Origin of the sequence: Streptomyces endocoffeicus (assembly GCF_016741935.1) — a bacterium.
Lineage (GTDB): Bacteria > Actinomycetota > Actinomycetes > Streptomycetales > Streptomycetaceae > Streptomyces > Streptomyces endocoffeicus.
In genome coordinates this window covers 1-15,238 of sequence record NZ_JAERRG010000065.1, presented here as the reverse complement: position 1 = coordinate 15,238, position 15,238 = coordinate 1, and the positions used below count along the sequence as shown (strand labels likewise).

At 67.4% G+C, this 15,238-nt stretch carries 14 protein-coding genes and 5 pseudogenes; 13 read left to right on the top strand and 6 right to left on the bottom strand.

Annotation, left to right across the window (positions count from 1 at the left end; genetic code table 11):
- The first annotated feature begins 3 nt into the window (after positions 1 to 3).
- From JK364_RS52385 to JK364_RS52375, 3 genes are all read left to right on the top strand, one after another.
- Positions 4 to 813, top strand: coding sequence for a dimethylarginine dimethylaminohydrolase family protein (locus JK364_RS52385; protein WP_201858550.1), 810 nt, complete (start codon positions 4 to 6; stop codon positions 811 to 813).
- 411 nt (positions 814 to 1,224) lie between these two features.
- Entirely contained in the window at positions 1,225 to 1,758 is a 534-nt protein-coding gene (locus tag JK364_RS52380; protein WP_201858549.1) for a GNAT family N-acetyltransferase, read from the top strand.
- Between the two features lie 116 nt (positions 1,759 to 1,874).
- The gene (locus tag JK364_RS52375; RefSeq protein ID WP_201858548.1) at positions 1,875 to 2,354 is read left to right on the top strand and encodes an HIT family protein; all 480 of its coding nucleotides are present in this window, start codon (positions 1,875 to 1,877) and stop codon (positions 2,352 to 2,354) included.
- Between the two features lie 152 nt (positions 2,355 to 2,506).
- Here the strand turns inward: JK364_RS52375 and JK364_RS52370 are convergent, their stop codons facing one another.
- A complete protein-coding gene (locus JK364_RS52370; protein ID WP_201858558.1) occupies positions 2,507 to 2,992 on the bottom strand; it encodes a GNAT family N-acetyltransferase in 486 nt (161 codons plus the stop codon).
- A gap of 266 nt (positions 2,993 to 3,258) precedes the next feature.
- On the opposite strand from JK364_RS52370, the gene JK364_RS52365 reads away from it, so the two are divergent.
- Both JK364_RS52365 and JK364_RS56585 read left to right on the top strand, forming a co-directional pair.
- A complete protein-coding gene (locus tag JK364_RS52365) occupies positions 3,259 to 3,528 on the top strand; it encodes a group II intron maturase-specific domain-containing protein (protein WP_201858547.1) in 270 nt (89 codons plus the stop codon).
- A 129-nt stretch (positions 3,529 to 3,657) separates the two neighbouring features.
- Positions 3,658 to 3,786 (top strand): annotated as a pseudogene (locus tag JK364_RS56585) (IS110 family transposase); the annotation flags it as partial.
- 130 nt (positions 3,787 to 3,916) lie between these two features.
- Here JK364_RS56585 and JK364_RS52360 read toward each other — a convergent pair.
- Positions 3,917 to 4,825 (bottom strand): LysR family transcriptional regulator, encoded by a 909-nt coding sequence (locus tag JK364_RS52360; RefSeq protein WP_201858546.1) that lies wholly within the window; start codon positions 4,823 to 4,825, stop codon positions 3,917 to 3,919.
- Between the two features lie 241 nt (positions 4,826 to 5,066).
- On the opposite strand from JK364_RS52360, the gene JK364_RS52355 reads away from it, so the two are divergent.
- The 5 genes and pseudogenes from JK364_RS52355 to JK364_RS57890 all read left to right on the top strand — a co-directional run bounded on the left by JK364_RS52355 (position 5,067) and on the right by JK364_RS57890 (position 9,195).
- Positions 5,067 to 5,816 carry an SDR family NAD(P)-dependent oxidoreductase gene (locus tag JK364_RS52355; protein WP_201858545.1) on the top strand — a complete coding sequence of 250 codons (750 nt, stop codon included), beginning with the start codon at positions 5,067 to 5,069 and terminating at the stop codon, positions 5,814 to 5,816.
- A gap of 777 nt (positions 5,817 to 6,593) precedes the next feature.
- Positions 6,594 to 7,721, top strand: coding sequence for an NADH:flavin oxidoreductase (locus JK364_RS52350; protein ID WP_201858544.1), 1,128 nt, complete (start codon positions 6,594 to 6,596; stop codon positions 7,719 to 7,721).
- Between the two features lie 443 nt (positions 7,722 to 8,164).
- Positions 8,165 to 8,467: pseudogene (locus tag JK364_RS52340) on the top strand (winged helix-turn-helix transcriptional regulator); the annotation flags it as partial.
- A 41-nt stretch (positions 8,468 to 8,508) separates the two neighbouring features.
- Positions 8,509 to 8,655: pseudogene (locus tag JK364_RS58370) on the top strand (site-specific integrase); the annotation flags it as partial.
- Between the two features lie 147 nt (positions 8,656 to 8,802).
- Positions 8,803 to 9,195, top strand: coding sequence for an integrase core domain-containing protein (locus JK364_RS57890; protein WP_307841698.1), 393 nt, complete (start codon positions 8,803 to 8,805; stop codon positions 9,193 to 9,195).
- Here JK364_RS57890 and JK364_RS52335 read toward each other — a convergent pair.
- Together JK364_RS52335 and JK364_RS52330 are read right to left on the bottom strand one after the other, a co-directional pair.
- Positions 9,110 to 11,140: a hypothetical protein gene (locus JK364_RS52335; RefSeq protein WP_201858542.1), complete on the bottom strand. Its 2,031-nt coding sequence runs from the start codon at positions 11,138 to 11,140 to the stop codon at positions 9,110 to 9,112. The two genes, JK364_RS57890 and JK364_RS52335, sit on opposite strands and share 86 nt — an antisense overlap.
- 39 nt (positions 11,141 to 11,179) lie before the next feature.
- On the bottom strand, positions 11,180 to 12,346 hold the full coding sequence (locus tag JK364_RS52330; RefSeq protein ID WP_307841696.1) for an ATP-grasp domain-containing protein: 1,167 nt from the start codon (positions 12,344 to 12,346) through the stop codon (positions 11,180 to 11,182).
- Positions 12,347 to 12,580: 234 nt separating this feature from the next.
- Between JK364_RS52330 and JK364_RS56580 the strand changes: the two are divergent.
- Positions 12,581 to 12,941, top strand: a pseudogene (locus tag JK364_RS56580) (integrase); the annotation flags it as partial.
- A gap of 226 nt (positions 12,942 to 13,167) precedes the next feature.
- Here JK364_RS56580 and JK364_RS52325 read toward each other — a convergent pair.
- Positions 13,168 to 14,262: a serine hydrolase domain-containing protein gene (locus tag JK364_RS52325; protein ID WP_201858541.1), complete on the bottom strand. Its 1,095-nt coding sequence runs from the start codon at positions 14,260 to 14,262 to the stop codon at positions 13,168 to 13,170.
- Positions 14,263 to 14,265: 3 nt separating this feature from the next.
- Positions 14,266 to 14,781: an ArsR/SmtB family transcription factor gene (locus JK364_RS52320; protein WP_201858540.1), complete on the bottom strand. Its 516-nt coding sequence runs from the start codon at positions 14,779 to 14,781 to the stop codon at positions 14,266 to 14,268.
- A gap of 40 nt (positions 14,782 to 14,821) precedes the next feature.
- Here JK364_RS52320 and JK364_RS56575 point away from each other — a divergent pair, with 40 nt between their 5' ends.
- Together JK364_RS56575 and JK364_RS56570 are read left to right on the top strand one after the other, a co-directional pair.
- Complete coding sequence (locus JK364_RS56575) at positions 14,822 to 15,052, top strand: helix-turn-helix transcriptional regulator (protein WP_201858556.1); 231 nt, start codon at positions 14,822 to 14,824, stop codon at positions 15,050 to 15,052.
- Positions 15,052 to 15,238, top strand: a pseudogene (locus JK364_RS56570) (hypothetical protein); the annotation flags it as partial. The gene JK364_RS56575 and the pseudogene JK364_RS56570, both read left to right, overlap by 1 nt.

Sequence of the window (15,238 nt, the reverse complement as noted above, 5' to 3'; positions counted from 1 at the left end):
CTGATGAACCGCGACCTGCTCATGTCCGACGCTGCGCACTTCCGGATCAGCTATGAGATAAACCCCTACATGGACCGCAGTTGCCAGCCCGATAGCGATGCGGCCCTCGCCGAGCACGAGGCGATCGCCGCAGCGCACCGGTCGGCCGGCCGTACGGTGCGCACGATGAAGTCGGTCCCCGAATGCCCGGACATGGTCTACACGGCCAACGGTGCCTTCATCTGCGATCGTCGCGCCGTGCTGGGCAACCCCCCGGCCGCCCGGCTGGAGGAGATCCCGTACTTCCACTCCTGGCTCAAGGAGAACGAGTTCGACGTCTTCGACGCGCCGTACGCCTTCAGCGGCCAGGGCGACACCCTGGCCTGCGGCCGCTTCCTGCTGGCCGGGTACGGGCGGCGAACGGACCGGCGGATGCACGACTTCCTGGCCGAGTTGTTCGGCCACGAGGTGGTAGCGCTGCGGACCGTCAGCGAGAAGTGGTACGACCTCGATCTGGCCGTCTCCGTCATCGACGAGCACACCCTGGCCTACTACCCCCCGGCGCTGGAGACGGAAAGCCGGGGCCGACTGAAGGACCTGGGCCTGGAGCTCATCGAGGTCGGTGCCGAGGATGCCCAGGCCTTCGCGCTCAACCTGATCAGCGACGGCACCACGGTGACGATGACGCAGGGCGCGCCGCGCCTCAGCGCCGCCCTGCGGGAACGGGGCCTTACGGTGGTGGACCTGGACACCACCGAACTGCGCAAGGGCGGGGGCGGGGTGCGCTGCACGGCGCTCACCCTCGACAATCCCGCTCCGCCCAGACGCCAATAGCCGACGACGTGTCCGGGACGCTCGCCCCGGCCCCCTCGGCCCGCCGCTGGGGCCGGTATGGCGCCACGCGAACACCAAGTCGGCCGAGACCCTGCTGCCCGGTCCACCCGCGACTCCGCTGATGGCTTACGGCAGGCCAGGTCCGACCTCGGCCCAGCCGATCAGCGGAGTCGCCAGGAGCGCCACCCGCGGCGGCCCGCCCAAGGGCAGAGCCAGAGTCTGGCTGACACGTTCCCGAACCCGAGCAAGAACAGATCGTGCGGACCGCGCCCTTGGACCCGGCGATTCCGGCGCGGTGACTCACCCGTCACGGTGTGCGGTGCAGGCAGCTTGACGCATCGCCTCCCGGCGCAGCAGCACGGACCGGCGCCGATTTCCGATGAGGCCGTTGCCTTCGGCAGGATGAGTGCCATGACCGAGATCCGTACACCCCGCCTCCTCCTCCGTCACTGGCATGACGCTGACCTCGCGCCGATGGCGGACATCAACGCGGACCCGCGGGTCATGCGCTGGATTGACGACGGCTCGGTGCGCGACCTCGACCACACGGCAGAGGCCATCGAGCGGTGGGAGGAGGAGTGGGACGAGGAAGGCTTCGGACCCTTCGCCGTCGAACTGCTGGCCTCGGGCGAACTGGCAGGCTTCACTGGCCTGTCCGTGCCCGAGTACCTGCCGGAGGTACTGCCCGCCGTGGCCATCAGCTGGCGGCTCGGCTCACAGTTCTGGGGCCAGGGATACGCATCCGAAGCCGCCCATGCCACCCTGGAGTTCGCGCTCCAGGACCGCGGCCTCGACCGCATCATCAGCATCAACCAGGTGGGTGACGAGGCCTCCGAGAACATCATCCGCAAGCTCGGCATGGTGCCCGAGCGAGAGACGGCGCACCCGGTGTACGGCTATCCGCTGCGCGTTCACACCATCGATCTCACCGAGTTCCAGGCGTGAACCGGCCGCGCCATCGATCATCACCAGACAGCCCACGGAACTGCGGCCAGAGCCCTGAAAAAAGGGCCGTGGCCGCTCCTCACCTCATTTGGTTGGTCTGCGGGTAGGTTCTGGCCATGACCGGTGACTGGCGGATGGATCGGATCGGGGCTGCTCTGCAAGGGGAGAACCCAACCGTGCTGCGGCGGCTTGAGGCGGGATTCGCGGTGATCGGCGACGTTCAGTTCTTGCCGGGTTACTCGGTCCTCCTCGTGGACGAACCCCGTGTTCAACGGCTGTCTGACCTGCCGAAGGCAAAGCGGCTGGCGTTTCTGTCCGACATGGACCAGCTCGGGGAAGCAGTTGAGCGGGCCTGTCGGCGGCTGGATCCCGATTTTCGCAGGGTCAACCTGGAGATCCTCGGTAACACGGACCCGTTCCTGCATGCCCACGTCTGGCCGCGGTTCGAGTGGGAGCCGACCGAGCTGGTGGGCAAGCCTGTGTGGCTTTATCCGCATGAGCGGTGGAGTGATGAGCGGTTCAGGCTCACTCCGCAGCATGACCCGCTGCGGGATGCGATCAGCAGCGAATTGGACCGGCTGCGTTCGACGGTATGACGGTGTGGGCCCGCCGACCATCAGGTCGGCGGGCCCGGTGAGCGGTGACCATGTGGAGGCGGTGCGCAGGTGTCCTGTCGCACTGAGGCTGTCGGATTCTCACCGCTTCTCGTTCGCGTTGATCTTCATCGCGCCCTACCGCACCGCTCCGTTTATGGCAGCGAGCGCGTGAGCCACACCAGTCCGCCACGGTCATCTGTCGAGAGGTGGTCACGCTCGAACCCAAGCTTTTCGAGCACGCGGAACGACGGCGTGTTCCAGGGACGCACTGTCGCCCACAACCGCTTCCGACCGGTCGCGATCGCGGCATCGAGCACGGCGGAGGCCGCCTCGGTCGCATAGCCCTGTCCGTGTACTCGCCGAAACAGTTCATAGGCGATCTCGGGCTCGTCGACGGATGTCCGACCGACGGTGAGCCCGCAATACCCGATGAAGTCGCCCACATCGCGCCGGTTGACGACCAGCAGGGCAAGTCCCGTCCGCGCCGGCGCAGCGAGCTGTGCTTGAATCACTCGCCGATTGTCCTCAACGGACGGCATTCCATTGCCCCGTTCGGCAGCGAGCGCGCGATGGTCGTCGGCGTCGGACTCGGCCCACGGACTCAGCGTCAGCCGAGCGGTCTCGAGGTGGAGCGGCATCGGCGGATACGGCACGGCGACACTCTATCGATGCCGTCTCGGGCGCACCGGAGCGACTGAGATCGAATCCGTTGGTACTGCTGTCGGTGAGGGGTGGCAGGCTGCGTCCATGAGCTATGACCTTGCTGTGTGGGTCGGCGAGCGGCCGGCGGACGACACCGCCGCAACCCGGTGTTTCACCGATCTGTACGACAGATACGTCGACACGGATGGGCCCACGGTCCCTCCCGCAGAGCGAATAGCGGCTGCTGCAACAGCTCAACCCGATGCTGCGGGGATGGTGCGCCTACTTCCGGCCCGGCGTGTCGAGCGCCACCTTCCAATACCTGCACCACATCGTGTGGCACCAGGTCTGGAAGTGGATCAGACGCAGACACCGCCGGACTCACTGGAAGGATCTCAGCCGTCGCTACCACGGCAGGAAGGGATGGCCGACCACCGAGGAGATCACGCTGTTCGACCCGGACAAGGTACGCACCACGCGTTACCGCTACCGGGGCGCTGTGATCCCCTCGCCGTGGCCGACCACGGGATGAGGAACCCGAGCTAATTCACCGGGACTTGTGGAGAGCCCGGTGCTCGGTAACGGGCACGCCGGGTTCGGGAGGCGGTCCGGGGAAACCCACCAGCAGCAATGCTGGCAGGGCGCCCCGGGCCGACCTCACCGCGCCGAGGGCAAGAACCACAAGCAGGCCGTGCTCTCCCTCGCCCGCCGCCGAGCCAACGTCCTCTGGGCCATGATCCGGGACGGATCGCTCTACCAGCCGTCACAACCAGTCAGGGCCTCCGCTTGACAACGACATTGGGAAGTTTCTGAACCCCGTATCGGCAGGTCAAAAGGCTGAGCGGTGGAGACAGGGCGGCATCGTGAATGGCTTCGGGGCTCGAGGTCGTTCCATATTGGTGCAACGTGGAAGTAAACGCTCAATCAGTTGCGGGCTGACAGAGGAGGCCTGTACCGCACCAGTTCTGCTGGTTGAGATGGTCGAGCATGGCCGTCTCTGCCGGACCCGGATTGCGCCGCACGCCGACGAGGACGGGCTCGGTCAGGGAGGGCAGTAGCGGGCAGGCCAGTTCTTCGAAGCCTTCGGGGATGGCCGAGGCCGGGACCACAGTGACGCCCAAGCCCTGCGCCACGAGCCGCACCGCAGTGGAGATCTGTGACGCTCGGGCCACCGTGTGCGGGCTGAGGCCCGCGTTGGCGAGCAGGTGGGCGAGGTAGTCGTCGAGCAGGCTGGCGCGCCGGAACCGGATCCACCCCTCTGACGCCAGGTCTTCCAGACGCGGGGCGGCGCTGTCCGAGAGAAGCGGGTGCCCCTTCGGCAAGACGGCGACGTAGGCTTCCTCGCCCAGAGGGTGAATGTCGAAGGTGCACCCGACGGGGATGCGGTGCACGAGGACCATGTCGAGGGTTCCCTGGCGGACCAGTCGTTCCATGTCCGCGGGATCGGGCTCCTCGTGGAGAGTCACCTGCAGCTTCGGGTGGCGATTGCGCAGCTGCCCCAATACCTGGGGCAGCTGGCGTGCTCCCAGGCCCATGTGGACAGCCATGATGAGTTCGCCTGCCAGTTCCCCGTTGGCGGCGCGGGCGGCCGTGATGGCACGCCGGGATGCGGTCGTCGCGATCTTCGCCTCTGCGAGGAAAGCCCGCCCTGCCACCGTCACCGTCACCCCGCTCGGGGTGCGGGTGAACAGCTGCACCCCGAGGTGCTTCTCCAAGGTGCCGATCTGCTGCGACAGAGAGGGCTGAGTGACCCGCAGACGTTCTGCTGCCGCTGTCATGGAGCCCTCGTCGGCGACGGCCAGGGCGTATTCGTATTGGCGCAGGTTCATTCGAATCCAACCTTCGACATGACATAGGAGATGCCAATGCAGCCTATACGTTGCCACTATTTGCCTCTATGTCAGGCCGGTCCTACCGTGGTGCACGCCCGGCGCAGCCACCAGGGCCGGAAAGCCGCGGGACGGCAGCCGCGTCCTGCAAGGCACGCAAGTCCTGCGACGCCGGCTGTCAAAAGCAGGATGAGGCAAAGCAATGTGTTCGGTGCTCACAGTCTCGACTCAAGGAGAAAGCATGCGTCTCGCGAATAAGGTAGCCCTCGTCACCGGCGGGAGCGCGGGCCTTGGTCTGGCGATTGCCCAGAGATTCGGAAGTGAAGGCGCCCACGTCTACATCACGGGGCGACGGAAAGAGGCGCTCGAAGCCGCGAAGGCTTCCATTGAGGGACATGTCACGGCGGTCACCGCGGACGCTACGATGTCGGGTGATCTCGACAATTTGGTCGAGGCCATCCGTCAGGAGAGCGGGCACCTCGATGTGATCGTCGCGAACGCTGGAAGCATTGAGCGGATGAACTTCGGGGACGTGACCGAGGAACACTTCGGCCGCACATTCGACCTCAATGCCCGCGGCACACTGTTCACCGTCCAGAAGGCGCTGCCGCTTCTAAGAATGGGCGGCTCGATCGTTTTGCTGGGCTCGATCACGGCATTCAAGGGTGATCCCGGGGCAGGGGCTTACAGCGCGGCGAAGGCCGCCGTGCGCTCCTACGCGCGCACGTGGGCGGCAGAGTTCGGCGACCGGGGTCTTCGGGTCAACGTGCTGAGTCCGGGGCCGATCGACACACTCATCATCGATGGACAAGCCGAGTACTTCGGTCAAGATCCAGTAGCTCTCCGAGCCCACATGAGCACCCTTGTCCCGATGGGCCGCCTCGGGCTTCCCGAGGAGATCGCCAATGGTGCGCTGTTTCTCGCCTCGGACGAGAGCAGTTTCATGACAGGTGCAGAACTCTGCATCGACGGCGGTATGGCTCAGGTATAGCCCGCTCCGGCCGGAGCAGAACTGGGCATGAGGTTGTCCTACGGTTTTGGTGCGGGATTACGCCTGTGGGGATCGAATAATCGTCGCTCCAGGTCAAGAGGCATATCTGTACTCGTTGATCACGCCGCCGAGGATGCGAGTGCGCAGGACTCTGCGGCTGGTCGGCTCCAGGACCGGAGGTGGCACCTGCCGCCGCGAGCTCCTGGACCGGACGTTAATCCGGAACCATCGCAAACGCCAGACCGCTCCGCCCCGTGCCCCCCGCCGATCGACGATCCCAACGCGTTGGCCCGCCTCGACATACGCCGACACGATCGCCTCGGCGGCATCCTCCACGAATACCAACATGCAGCGTTACCTGCACGGACGAGGTTTCCGGCAAGGGCAACCCCCGAAAGTCCTTGCGCGCGATGATGCCATCGGCTTCGAGCTCCTTGAGCGCACCGATAAGGACCACAGCAGTACTGGCGATCGGTTCTCCTCGTGGCTCCTGTTTTACGAAAACACCCACGCTGGAGGCACTTACAAAAAAGTAGGTACTTGCCCATGGGAAGGAACGGCATGTTCCCTCGGTTCTGGCGTAAGCAACCGGCCTAGCCATCAAGCCTCGTCCCGGATTCGGGCGCACGAGCCTCGGCGTCGGGGAGGCAGACCAAAACACCCGAATGCACGAAAGACACATCACTCATGTCCGACACATCCAGTACCACCGACGTCGCCGCCTCCTCCGAGAGCCGGCCGTCCGCGGAACGTCGTCCTACTTCGAGGAGTATTCACGTGCCTGCCAGCAGCGCTGCCACCGACCGCGCGGCTCAGACCCTGTCCCGCCCGTTCACCCTGCGCGGGCTCACCGTCCCGAACCGGCTCGTCATGGCGCCGATGACGCGCGACTTCTCGCCGGGCGGCGTCCCCGGCGCCGATGTGGCGCGGTACTACGCGCGCCGGGCGGCCGGCGGGGTCGGGCTGATCGTCACCGAGGGAACGTACATCCGTCACGACGCGGCGGGGGACAGCGTCACTGCGCCGCTGTTCCATGGCGAGGACGCCCTGGCGGGCTGGAAGAACGTGGTGGCGGAGGTGCACCGCGCGGGCGGCCGGATCTTGGCGCAGATCTGCCACGTCGGGGTGCAGCGTCCCGAGGGCGCGGGCCCGTTCCCCGACGCCCCGACGGTCAGCCCGTCGGGTATCGGGCTGGACGGCGCCCCGGCCGGTAAGGCCATGACCCAGGACGACGTGGACGCGGTGATCGCCGCCTTCGCCGAAGCCGCCGCCGCGGCCGAGCGCACCGGCTTCGACGGCGTCGAAGTGCACGGCGCCCATGGCCTTCTGATCGACCAGTTCCTGTGGGAGGGCACCAACCGCCGCACCGACGGCTACGGCGGTGACCCGGTCGCCCGTACCCGGTTCGCCGCCGAGATCGTGGCCGCCTGCCGGAAGGCCGTCTCCGCCGACTTCCCGATCGTCTTCCGCACCTCGCAGTGGAAGGTGGAGAACTACGACGCGCGGCTGGTCACCACCCCACAGGAGCTGGAGGCGGTCCTCACCCCGCTCGTGGAGGCCGGGGTGGACGCCTTCCACTCCTCCACCCGCCGGTACTGGGTGCCGGAGTTCGAGGACTCGGACCTGAATCTCGCGGGCTGGACCAAGAAGCTCACCGGCAAGCCCACCATCAGCGTCGGCTCCGTCGGCCTGGACAAGGCGTTCAAGCCGGGGTTCGAGAGCGGGAGCCGGACCGGGGTGGCGGGCATCGAGAACCTGCTGGACCGGCTGGAGCGGGACGAGTTCGACCTGATCGCGGTCGGCCGGGCCCTGATCGCCGACCCGGAGTGGGCTCGCAAGGTCCTCACCGGGGATACGGAGGCGCTGATCCCGTTCACCGTCGACCAGGTCGCCACCCTGCACTGACGTCGGGTCCCGGCATCCGCCCTCCCCGATTCAGCTCAGGCACGATGGCCCGCTTCCCACCGTACTGAGACGGTTGCCCCGATTAGCGCCGCGTTGGCGCCGCCTCGGATGAGGCAGGTCGGATGCGGCAGGGAGAGCGGGGCATGTCGAAGCGGCCGCACGTGGGCAATCTGAGCTTCCAGACCACGAAGGAGGACCTGGAGAAGGCGTTCGGACAGTTCGCATGGCCCATCTGGATGGCCATTAGATGAACGGAATTTCGCGCGGTGGGCGGTGAACGAGCGGTACGGCGGCGGCCGCGCGAGCGTGCGTACGGATGAGTCCTCGACCGCGGTCCGGTGGCTCACTCTGATGATCGGCCAACAACAAGTCCCCTCCCGCCAGCAAGTACCTACTTTGGGGTAAGTGCCTCCAGGTGGTGGCGGACGGAAGGGTATGTCCAGATGACTGAGCGTGGGTTCTACTGCGGATTGGACGCCGCACTGTCCGTCGTCGGGGGCAGGTGGAAGTTTCTGGTGCTGTGGCAGCTCGCCGTGCACGGTCCCCAGCGGTTCGGCCGGCTGCGCCGCCTTGTCGACGGCGTTACCGAAAAAGTGCTGATCGGTGCGCTCAAAGACCTTGAGGCAGACTGCATTGTCATCCGCAAGGACTTCCAGGAGCTTCCCCCTCACGTCGAATACTCCCTGACACCGTTCGGCTTGAGTCTGGCTGAAGCGCTGCGCCCGCTATGCGAATGGGGATACGCCCACATGGATCGGATCGGGGCGTTGGCGAGCCAACCCTGCGCTTGCGACGCATCCGGTTCCACGACCTCCGCCACTCAGCGGCCACCCTCCTCCTGGAGCAGAGAGTGGAACTCGTCGTAATCAAGGAACTCCTCGGCCCGGCCGATGATGCCCCCGAGGACCCACCCGCCTCAGCCGTCGTCCACTGACGTTGCCGTCAGCGTTGCCGTCAAGGACCTCAAGAGCCCCATCGGATCACGTCCGATGGGGCTCCTGCACTGTGTCAGTCACTGCATTATAGCTATTTCTGACCATTCTGGCGGGTCACAGATGCCTGACTTTCCCGCGAGCGCCACCTGCGCCTCGTCGTCGGCGAGTACACGGAGCACTACAACAGACACCGGCCGCATCGATCCCTCGGACAACGGGCACCAGACCGACTCACCGACCTCGAGCCGCCCATCGCCAGGGACCACACTCGCATCTCAGTCGACGCGATCGACTCGGCGGCCTTATCCACGAATACTCGCAGGTCGCATAGGGTGGCACAGATTCCGGCACCCACAGGCTTGGGGTCGGCGGTCGCCAGGCTCGCCCATGACCTCCTCCGTCGCGGCCGCGCGGGTCGTGCGCAGCCGCCGCTGGGCTGTGTCGGTCTCGAACTCACAGGCTCGTGGGCCGTTCGAGGGCTTGCAGCGTCCCCGCGGGTAGCCGGTCGTTGCCCCAGCTGCGCTCGATGTAGCCGATGATCCGTGCGACATCTTCGGCGGGCACCCGCTCCGGTTCGCCGCGCTCGAGCGGGTCGGCGTGGAAGATGTAGAGCCGCGAGGCGAACTGGTCGAACGGCAGTGAGGCCTCGCCGAACCGCTCGCCGTTGCCCGCGGTGGAGACGACGACGCCGTCGCCCCAGTCCTGGCCGCTGTCGTTGTTCGGGTTGAAGAAATACACCCGCATGACGTCCTGTGGGTCCGGCGCGGCCCGCAGGATCGTGATCGCGTGCCAGCCGACGTAGCGGGCCGCGCTGTCGGTGACGGCGACGCCGGCCGGCTGCGGATGGATCAGCGGCTGCTCGCCGTTGTAGGACGGGTGGTAGGTGGCGTGGAATTGCCGCAGGAACTCGTCGAGGTCGACCAGGTTTCCGGTCGCGACGTCGACGTTGATGTGGAACCCACGCCCCGCCCACCAGCCGTGGAACTCGGGGTTGACCCACCGGTGCGGGTCCCCCGGCCGCTCGGCGCAGCGCCGCCCCATCTCGGCGTAGATCCGGTCCAAGTGGGGCACCAGGAGCACCGACACGGGGTCCAGGTCCATCGGCAGCGTGCTCGCGACTCCGGACACGCTGTCCTTCGACGAGATCGGCTGGCCCTCGAAGTGCATCAGGATCTCGTCGTCGCGGGCCGCCCAGACCACCATTTGCAGCAGGTAGTCCGGGTCGTTGTAGGACCACATCGACAGCGCGCGGGCCGACTGGCAGGTGGGGTTGTCGCCCTGACCGACGCCGAGCGGCTGGCCCAGCATCGAGAGCACCCCCGCGACCAGCCGCGCCCGCGGCCCCGGCACCTCGCCGAATACCGTCGTCAACCGCTCCCGCGCGGCCGGGGAGAGCTCGAGCGCCAGCTGGCGCCACAGCGCGGGCACCACCGGCGGCTCGTAAAGGATGCCGCGGTCGAGCAGCAGCGCCAGCCCGTAGACGCATTGCGCGGTCTGCGGGTGCACGGCCACCTCGATCAGCCGGCGCACCAGTTGGCTGTAGCGCAGCAGGCAGTTCCGGCCGGTGTCGGACAGCCCGAGCGCCTCACCGACGAGGTAGTCGCTCTCGTGCAGGAGGAACCGGAGCAGTTCCGCGTGGTACGGCGACACCAGGCCGGTGTCGTGCATCGCCCGCGCGAACCCCGTCGCCTCGTACTGCAGATCGCCGGTGTCCATCGCCTCGAGCCGGGAGCGGAAGACGTCGACGCCCGGGTCCTCCCGGCACGCCTCGGTGGTCCCGAACAGGCTCGTGATGAGCCGGTCGATGCCCGGCCCTGACGACACACCGAGGGGGACGTCCGGGTCGGCGCGGTAGATCGCGACCCGGGTGATCAGGGAGTGCACCGCCTCGACCTGGATCGGACGCTGGCGCAGGATCCGCCAGATCTCGTCGACCAGGTTGTCCAGGACGCCGTCGTAACCGATCCCGTCGGCGAGGTGGCGGAACAGTTCCCGGATGAGCTGTGCGGTCCGGCCCTGCTGGATTCGCTCCGCCTCGCTGGGTGGAGTGAACAGCAGCTCCAGGTTCATCGCCAGCACCTGGGACAGGAACTGGCGGGCGTCCTCGGCGGGCAACGTCGGGTGCGCGAAGTCGCCGCGGGCGACGGCGAGCATCCGCAGCTCGCTGGTCGTCTCCATGACAACGGTGTCCGCGTCTCCGCTCTGCAGGCCCGGGCTGACCAGCGACGGAATGAGGATCTCCGGTGACGCCCAGTCCGTCCCCTGGAAAAGCCCGGCTTCCTCGAGAGCCTGCGCCCTGGTCTGGACCGCCGCGGCGCCGCCCGGCTGCATGAGCACCCGCCGCAATGCTTCCAGGACCCGCCGAAGCTTCGTGTGCTTGCCGAAGTCGCGGGTCTCGGCCATGGCCTGGATGGCGTCGTCGAGTGAGGTCACGCGCTTGTCCAGCGTCGTGGCCTCACCGCTGACGTCGACGGTCGGTTTCAAAGGGTTTCCTCGGGTAGGTCTCCCGCGTCCACGGGGTCGTCAGACGTAGAAGTCGAGCTCTTCCTGCTTCTTCAACAGATCGCGCATCCGGTAGGGGTCCTCACCGAAGAAGTACACCAGACCCCAGTGGGTGCCGAACGCGGTCCTCTTGGTGACGGTCTCCTCGAGCGGCGTCGAGAGGTCGTGCGACTCGTAGTAGTCGTCGTCCTCGGTCTCCTCCGGGATCTCCAGGTCACTGACGACGCGGCGGCGCGGGTAGACACCGAAGCAGCCGGCGACCCCGGACGCGTCGACCACCTCGCGCGGGAAGAAGGAGTCGATCTCCTCCTCGGTCGTCTTCGGGTCGAAGGCCAGTACCAGCCCATGGTAGGCATTGAACCCGTATGCCCGCTCCAGCAGTTCGAACACCTTGAAGCCAGGCGGCCGGTAGGCGACCTCGCCGAAGTACATCTCGCCGTCACTGGTGACGAAATACTCCGGGTGCACGAAGCCGAACTCGATGTCGAACGTCTTGATGAGCTTCTCGATCTGCGCCGTGATCTGCGGTCGGTACCGCTCCAGTTCCGGGGTTGCCGGCACGAACACCGAATACCCCAGCGTGACGTATTCGGAGATGTTGAGGAACTTGATCTTCCCGTCGTGTACCCACGCCTCGACCGCGAACTCCCAGCCATCGAGGTGGGATTCCATGAGAACCGGGAACTCCTCTTCCGGAATCATGTCGATCTCGTCCGGGGTGCGGATGACGCGGTGCCCGAGGCATCCCGCCTTGTCGAACGCCTTGAGATGGATCGGGTCGTTCGGGTCACCGTCCAGCTTGAGCAGGGTCTGATTGACGCGCTTGAGGAAGCGGATCACGTCGTCCCGGTCGTGGGCTTCCTCGAATATGCCGACCCGGATGCCGCCGAGTTGTGCGCGGCGTTTCATCAGCGCCTTGTCCCGCAGCAGCATGGCCTGACCGTACAGACGCGGGTTGCCCAGCAGGACGGAGTTGATCGCCCCCGCCCATTCGACCGTTTCCTCGAAGAGCGGGATCGCGACGTCCACGCCCTCGTTCTGAAGAGTCTCGGCGATCTCCAGGGAGCGGTCGTTGAGCCGTTCGAAATTCCATGGTACGTAGGGGATGTCGTGGTCGACGCAGTACTCCTCGGCCCACTCCGGCGCCACGACGACGTATCGCCGGTCGAACCGGTCAAGGGCTTCCACCGCGTTGAGACTCCAGCCAAGAAGCGCTACGTAGCCTTTGTTCGGGTTCCTGGTGGTCGGTTCGCCCTGTGGCATAGACAGCTTCTCCTTCGGCGCGTGCGCGCATCGACGGCGTGGCCTTGCGCCTACCCGGCGATCTGCCACGCAAGCAACCCCACTCCCACGTGCGTTCGGATCTGCGCTTGCCGAAAATGTCATCCGCTGCATCGGCTGCCACTGCACGTCCTGCGAAGATTGCGGCTGCTTGTACGCCCTGACACGGTGCTCCGTTGGCACCGCACCCTCATCGCGCGCCGCGAAGGAGAACCCGAGCTGGTGGTACAGGCGTCTGCACGGCGAGCTGCTTGTGCTGGGGGTGAAGGTGGGCGCGTCCACCGTCTGGGAGATCTTGAAGGAGGCTGGCATCGACCCAGCACCCGAGCGGAACTCCCGTACCTGGGCCACCTTTCTTCGCTCTCAGGCTGATGCCCTGCCGGCCTGCGACTTCCTGGAAACCATCACTCTGTCGGGGGTACGGATGTACGTGCTCGTGGTGATCGAACACAACAGTCGCCGGATCCGGTTCCTGGGCGCCACCGCGCATCCGAGCGCATCGGTAGCGCAAACAGACCTGTCGCCGCGAGCTCCTGGACCGGACGTTGATCTGGAACGTCCGGACCGTTGTCCTCGTGCTCGTCTCAGCTCCGAGGCGGCGGTACGGCGCCGGGCCCCGGGGCGGAGCGAGAAGCGGTACGACGTGTTCACTCGGCGAGTGGGGCCACCTTCCCGCATCCACCGCCCCCGGCGTCACGGCGTCACGGCGTCGGGGGCGGGGATCCGGCTCAGTCCGCGTCGAGCTCGCCGAGCAGGGCGATGGTGAGCTCGTCGACCGGGCGGGCCCCGGACCCGGTCTCCTGGCTGAAGGTGTTCACCATCATCACCACCGCCGTCCCGCTCTCCCGGCTGAACGCCGCGCAGGTGCTGAATCCGCCGGTGCCGCCGTTGTGCCAGGTCATGGTCCGGCCGCTGGGCAGCGGGCTGAGATGCCAGCCGAGGCCGAGCCGCAGGTCGCGGTCGACGGTGAAGTGAGGCCGCTGGGTCAGCTCGATGGCGGCCCGCAAGGGCGATCGCTCCGGGCGGAGTTGGGCGCCCAGGAAGCGCAGCATGTCATCGGCGGTGCTGTAGATCGAGGTGCCCGCCGCGCTGAGCACCCGGTCGTGCCAGTCGGGAACGGCCTCCCCGTCGAGATGCCCGACGGCCTTGCGGGAGGCCATGTCCGGCCGCAGGGTCGTCGTGGTATCCGACAGACGGAGCGGCGCGGCCACCCGGCGCCACAGCATCGCGTCCACGGCGTCGAAGGCCAGCGCCTGGCCCAGCAGTCCGAAGCCGAGGTTCGCGTAGGCGTATGTGCTGCCCGGCTCGCTCTCCAGGGTTGTCTCGCCGAGCCCGGCGGCCAGGGCGTCCAGCGTGTAGCGGGCGTACGGATCGTAGGGATCCGCTCCGGCGAGGAGGTTGGGCGGCAGCGAGGGCAGACCGGAGGTGTGGGTCGCCAGATCGGCCAGGGTGATCCGCCGGGGGCCCTTGCGCGGGACGGGGAAGCGGGCGGGCAGGACGAGCGGTGCGTCGAGGCGGGTCTCGCCCGCGCAGACGGCGTGGGCCAGGGCGGTGGCGGTGAGCGTCTTGCCGATCGAGCCGAGCTGAAACACGGTCCGGCCGTCCGGTGCCGGTGCCTCCCCGTCCTTGGCCGCGCCCGCCACGTAGGGACGTCCGCCGTGGATGACCCCGCAGACCGCGCTCGGACTGCCGGCGGCGAGCGCCCGGTCCAGTTGACGCCGTACCCGCGCGGGCAGGGTCCGGTCGACCGCGGCGGCGGTCCCGGGCAACAGCGATACGCCCGTCGCCGCCGTCGCCACGGTAAGAAATTTCCGTCGGTCCATGGGTCACTCCCCCGTCGTTCGGTTTCCTGTCGGCACCACGGCGGACAGCAGCACGAGCAGCGGCACCACCCTGCCCGGAGGCACCTGGTAGTGGCCGCGTCCCTCGGCCTGGAGCCAGCCGGCCGCCGTGAGCTGCTTGAGGTGGTGGTAGAGCTGGCCGGTGGTGTTCAGCCCGGCGGTCTCCTGCAGCTCGGCCGCGGAGCGGGTGCCGCGCAGCACCCCCCGCAGCAGGGTGAGCCGCACCGGGTGGCCCAGCGCGGCGTACGGCGCGGCGTGTTCGGACCAGTCCGCGTCGAGCAGCCCGTGCGCCGCCGCGCCCTGCTGCCATTCGTAGTGCTCGCCGTTGGGCAGGTCGACCGCGCCGGTGAACAGCACCTGCCCCTGCCCCGTGAGCCGTCGGCGCAGACCCTCGAGCGCCCAGAACACCTCGTCCCGGTCTGCCTCCGGCGGCGCGGACTCCAGTCGCGTCACCCGCTCTTCGAGCGCGGCGACCCGCTCATCGAGGGACTCATCAGCCATGGGCCGAGGTTACGTTATTACGGAATAACAGAGCAAGGGGATCCCCACCGACGGTACGCCGCCCGCCGCGGCAGGCGATCCGTGGTACGCCACCGAGGAACTCGCCCGGTTTCTGAAGCTCGACCCCTCCACCCTGCGCCGCTGGCGCACCGCGCGCCCTTCACAAGACCCGCCGTTTGTCCGGCTCTCCGGGCGCGCGGTCCTCTACAGCGCCGCTGATGTGCGGCAGTGGCTGGCCGAGCGGCGCACCGTTTCCGGGCAGGCTGCCTGATGCCGCATGTCGAGCGGCTGCCGATTGCCGTCTCGCTCTCCCCCGATATCGAGCACCGTCCCGGACGCCCGCTGCCGTATCGGGCCCGGGTGCGGTGGACCGATCCGGTCACCAAGCAGCGCCCGTCGCTGTCCTCCACACCCTGCGCGAAAGGGCAGTGCCGCCGGGGCCAGTTGTTCGGCACAC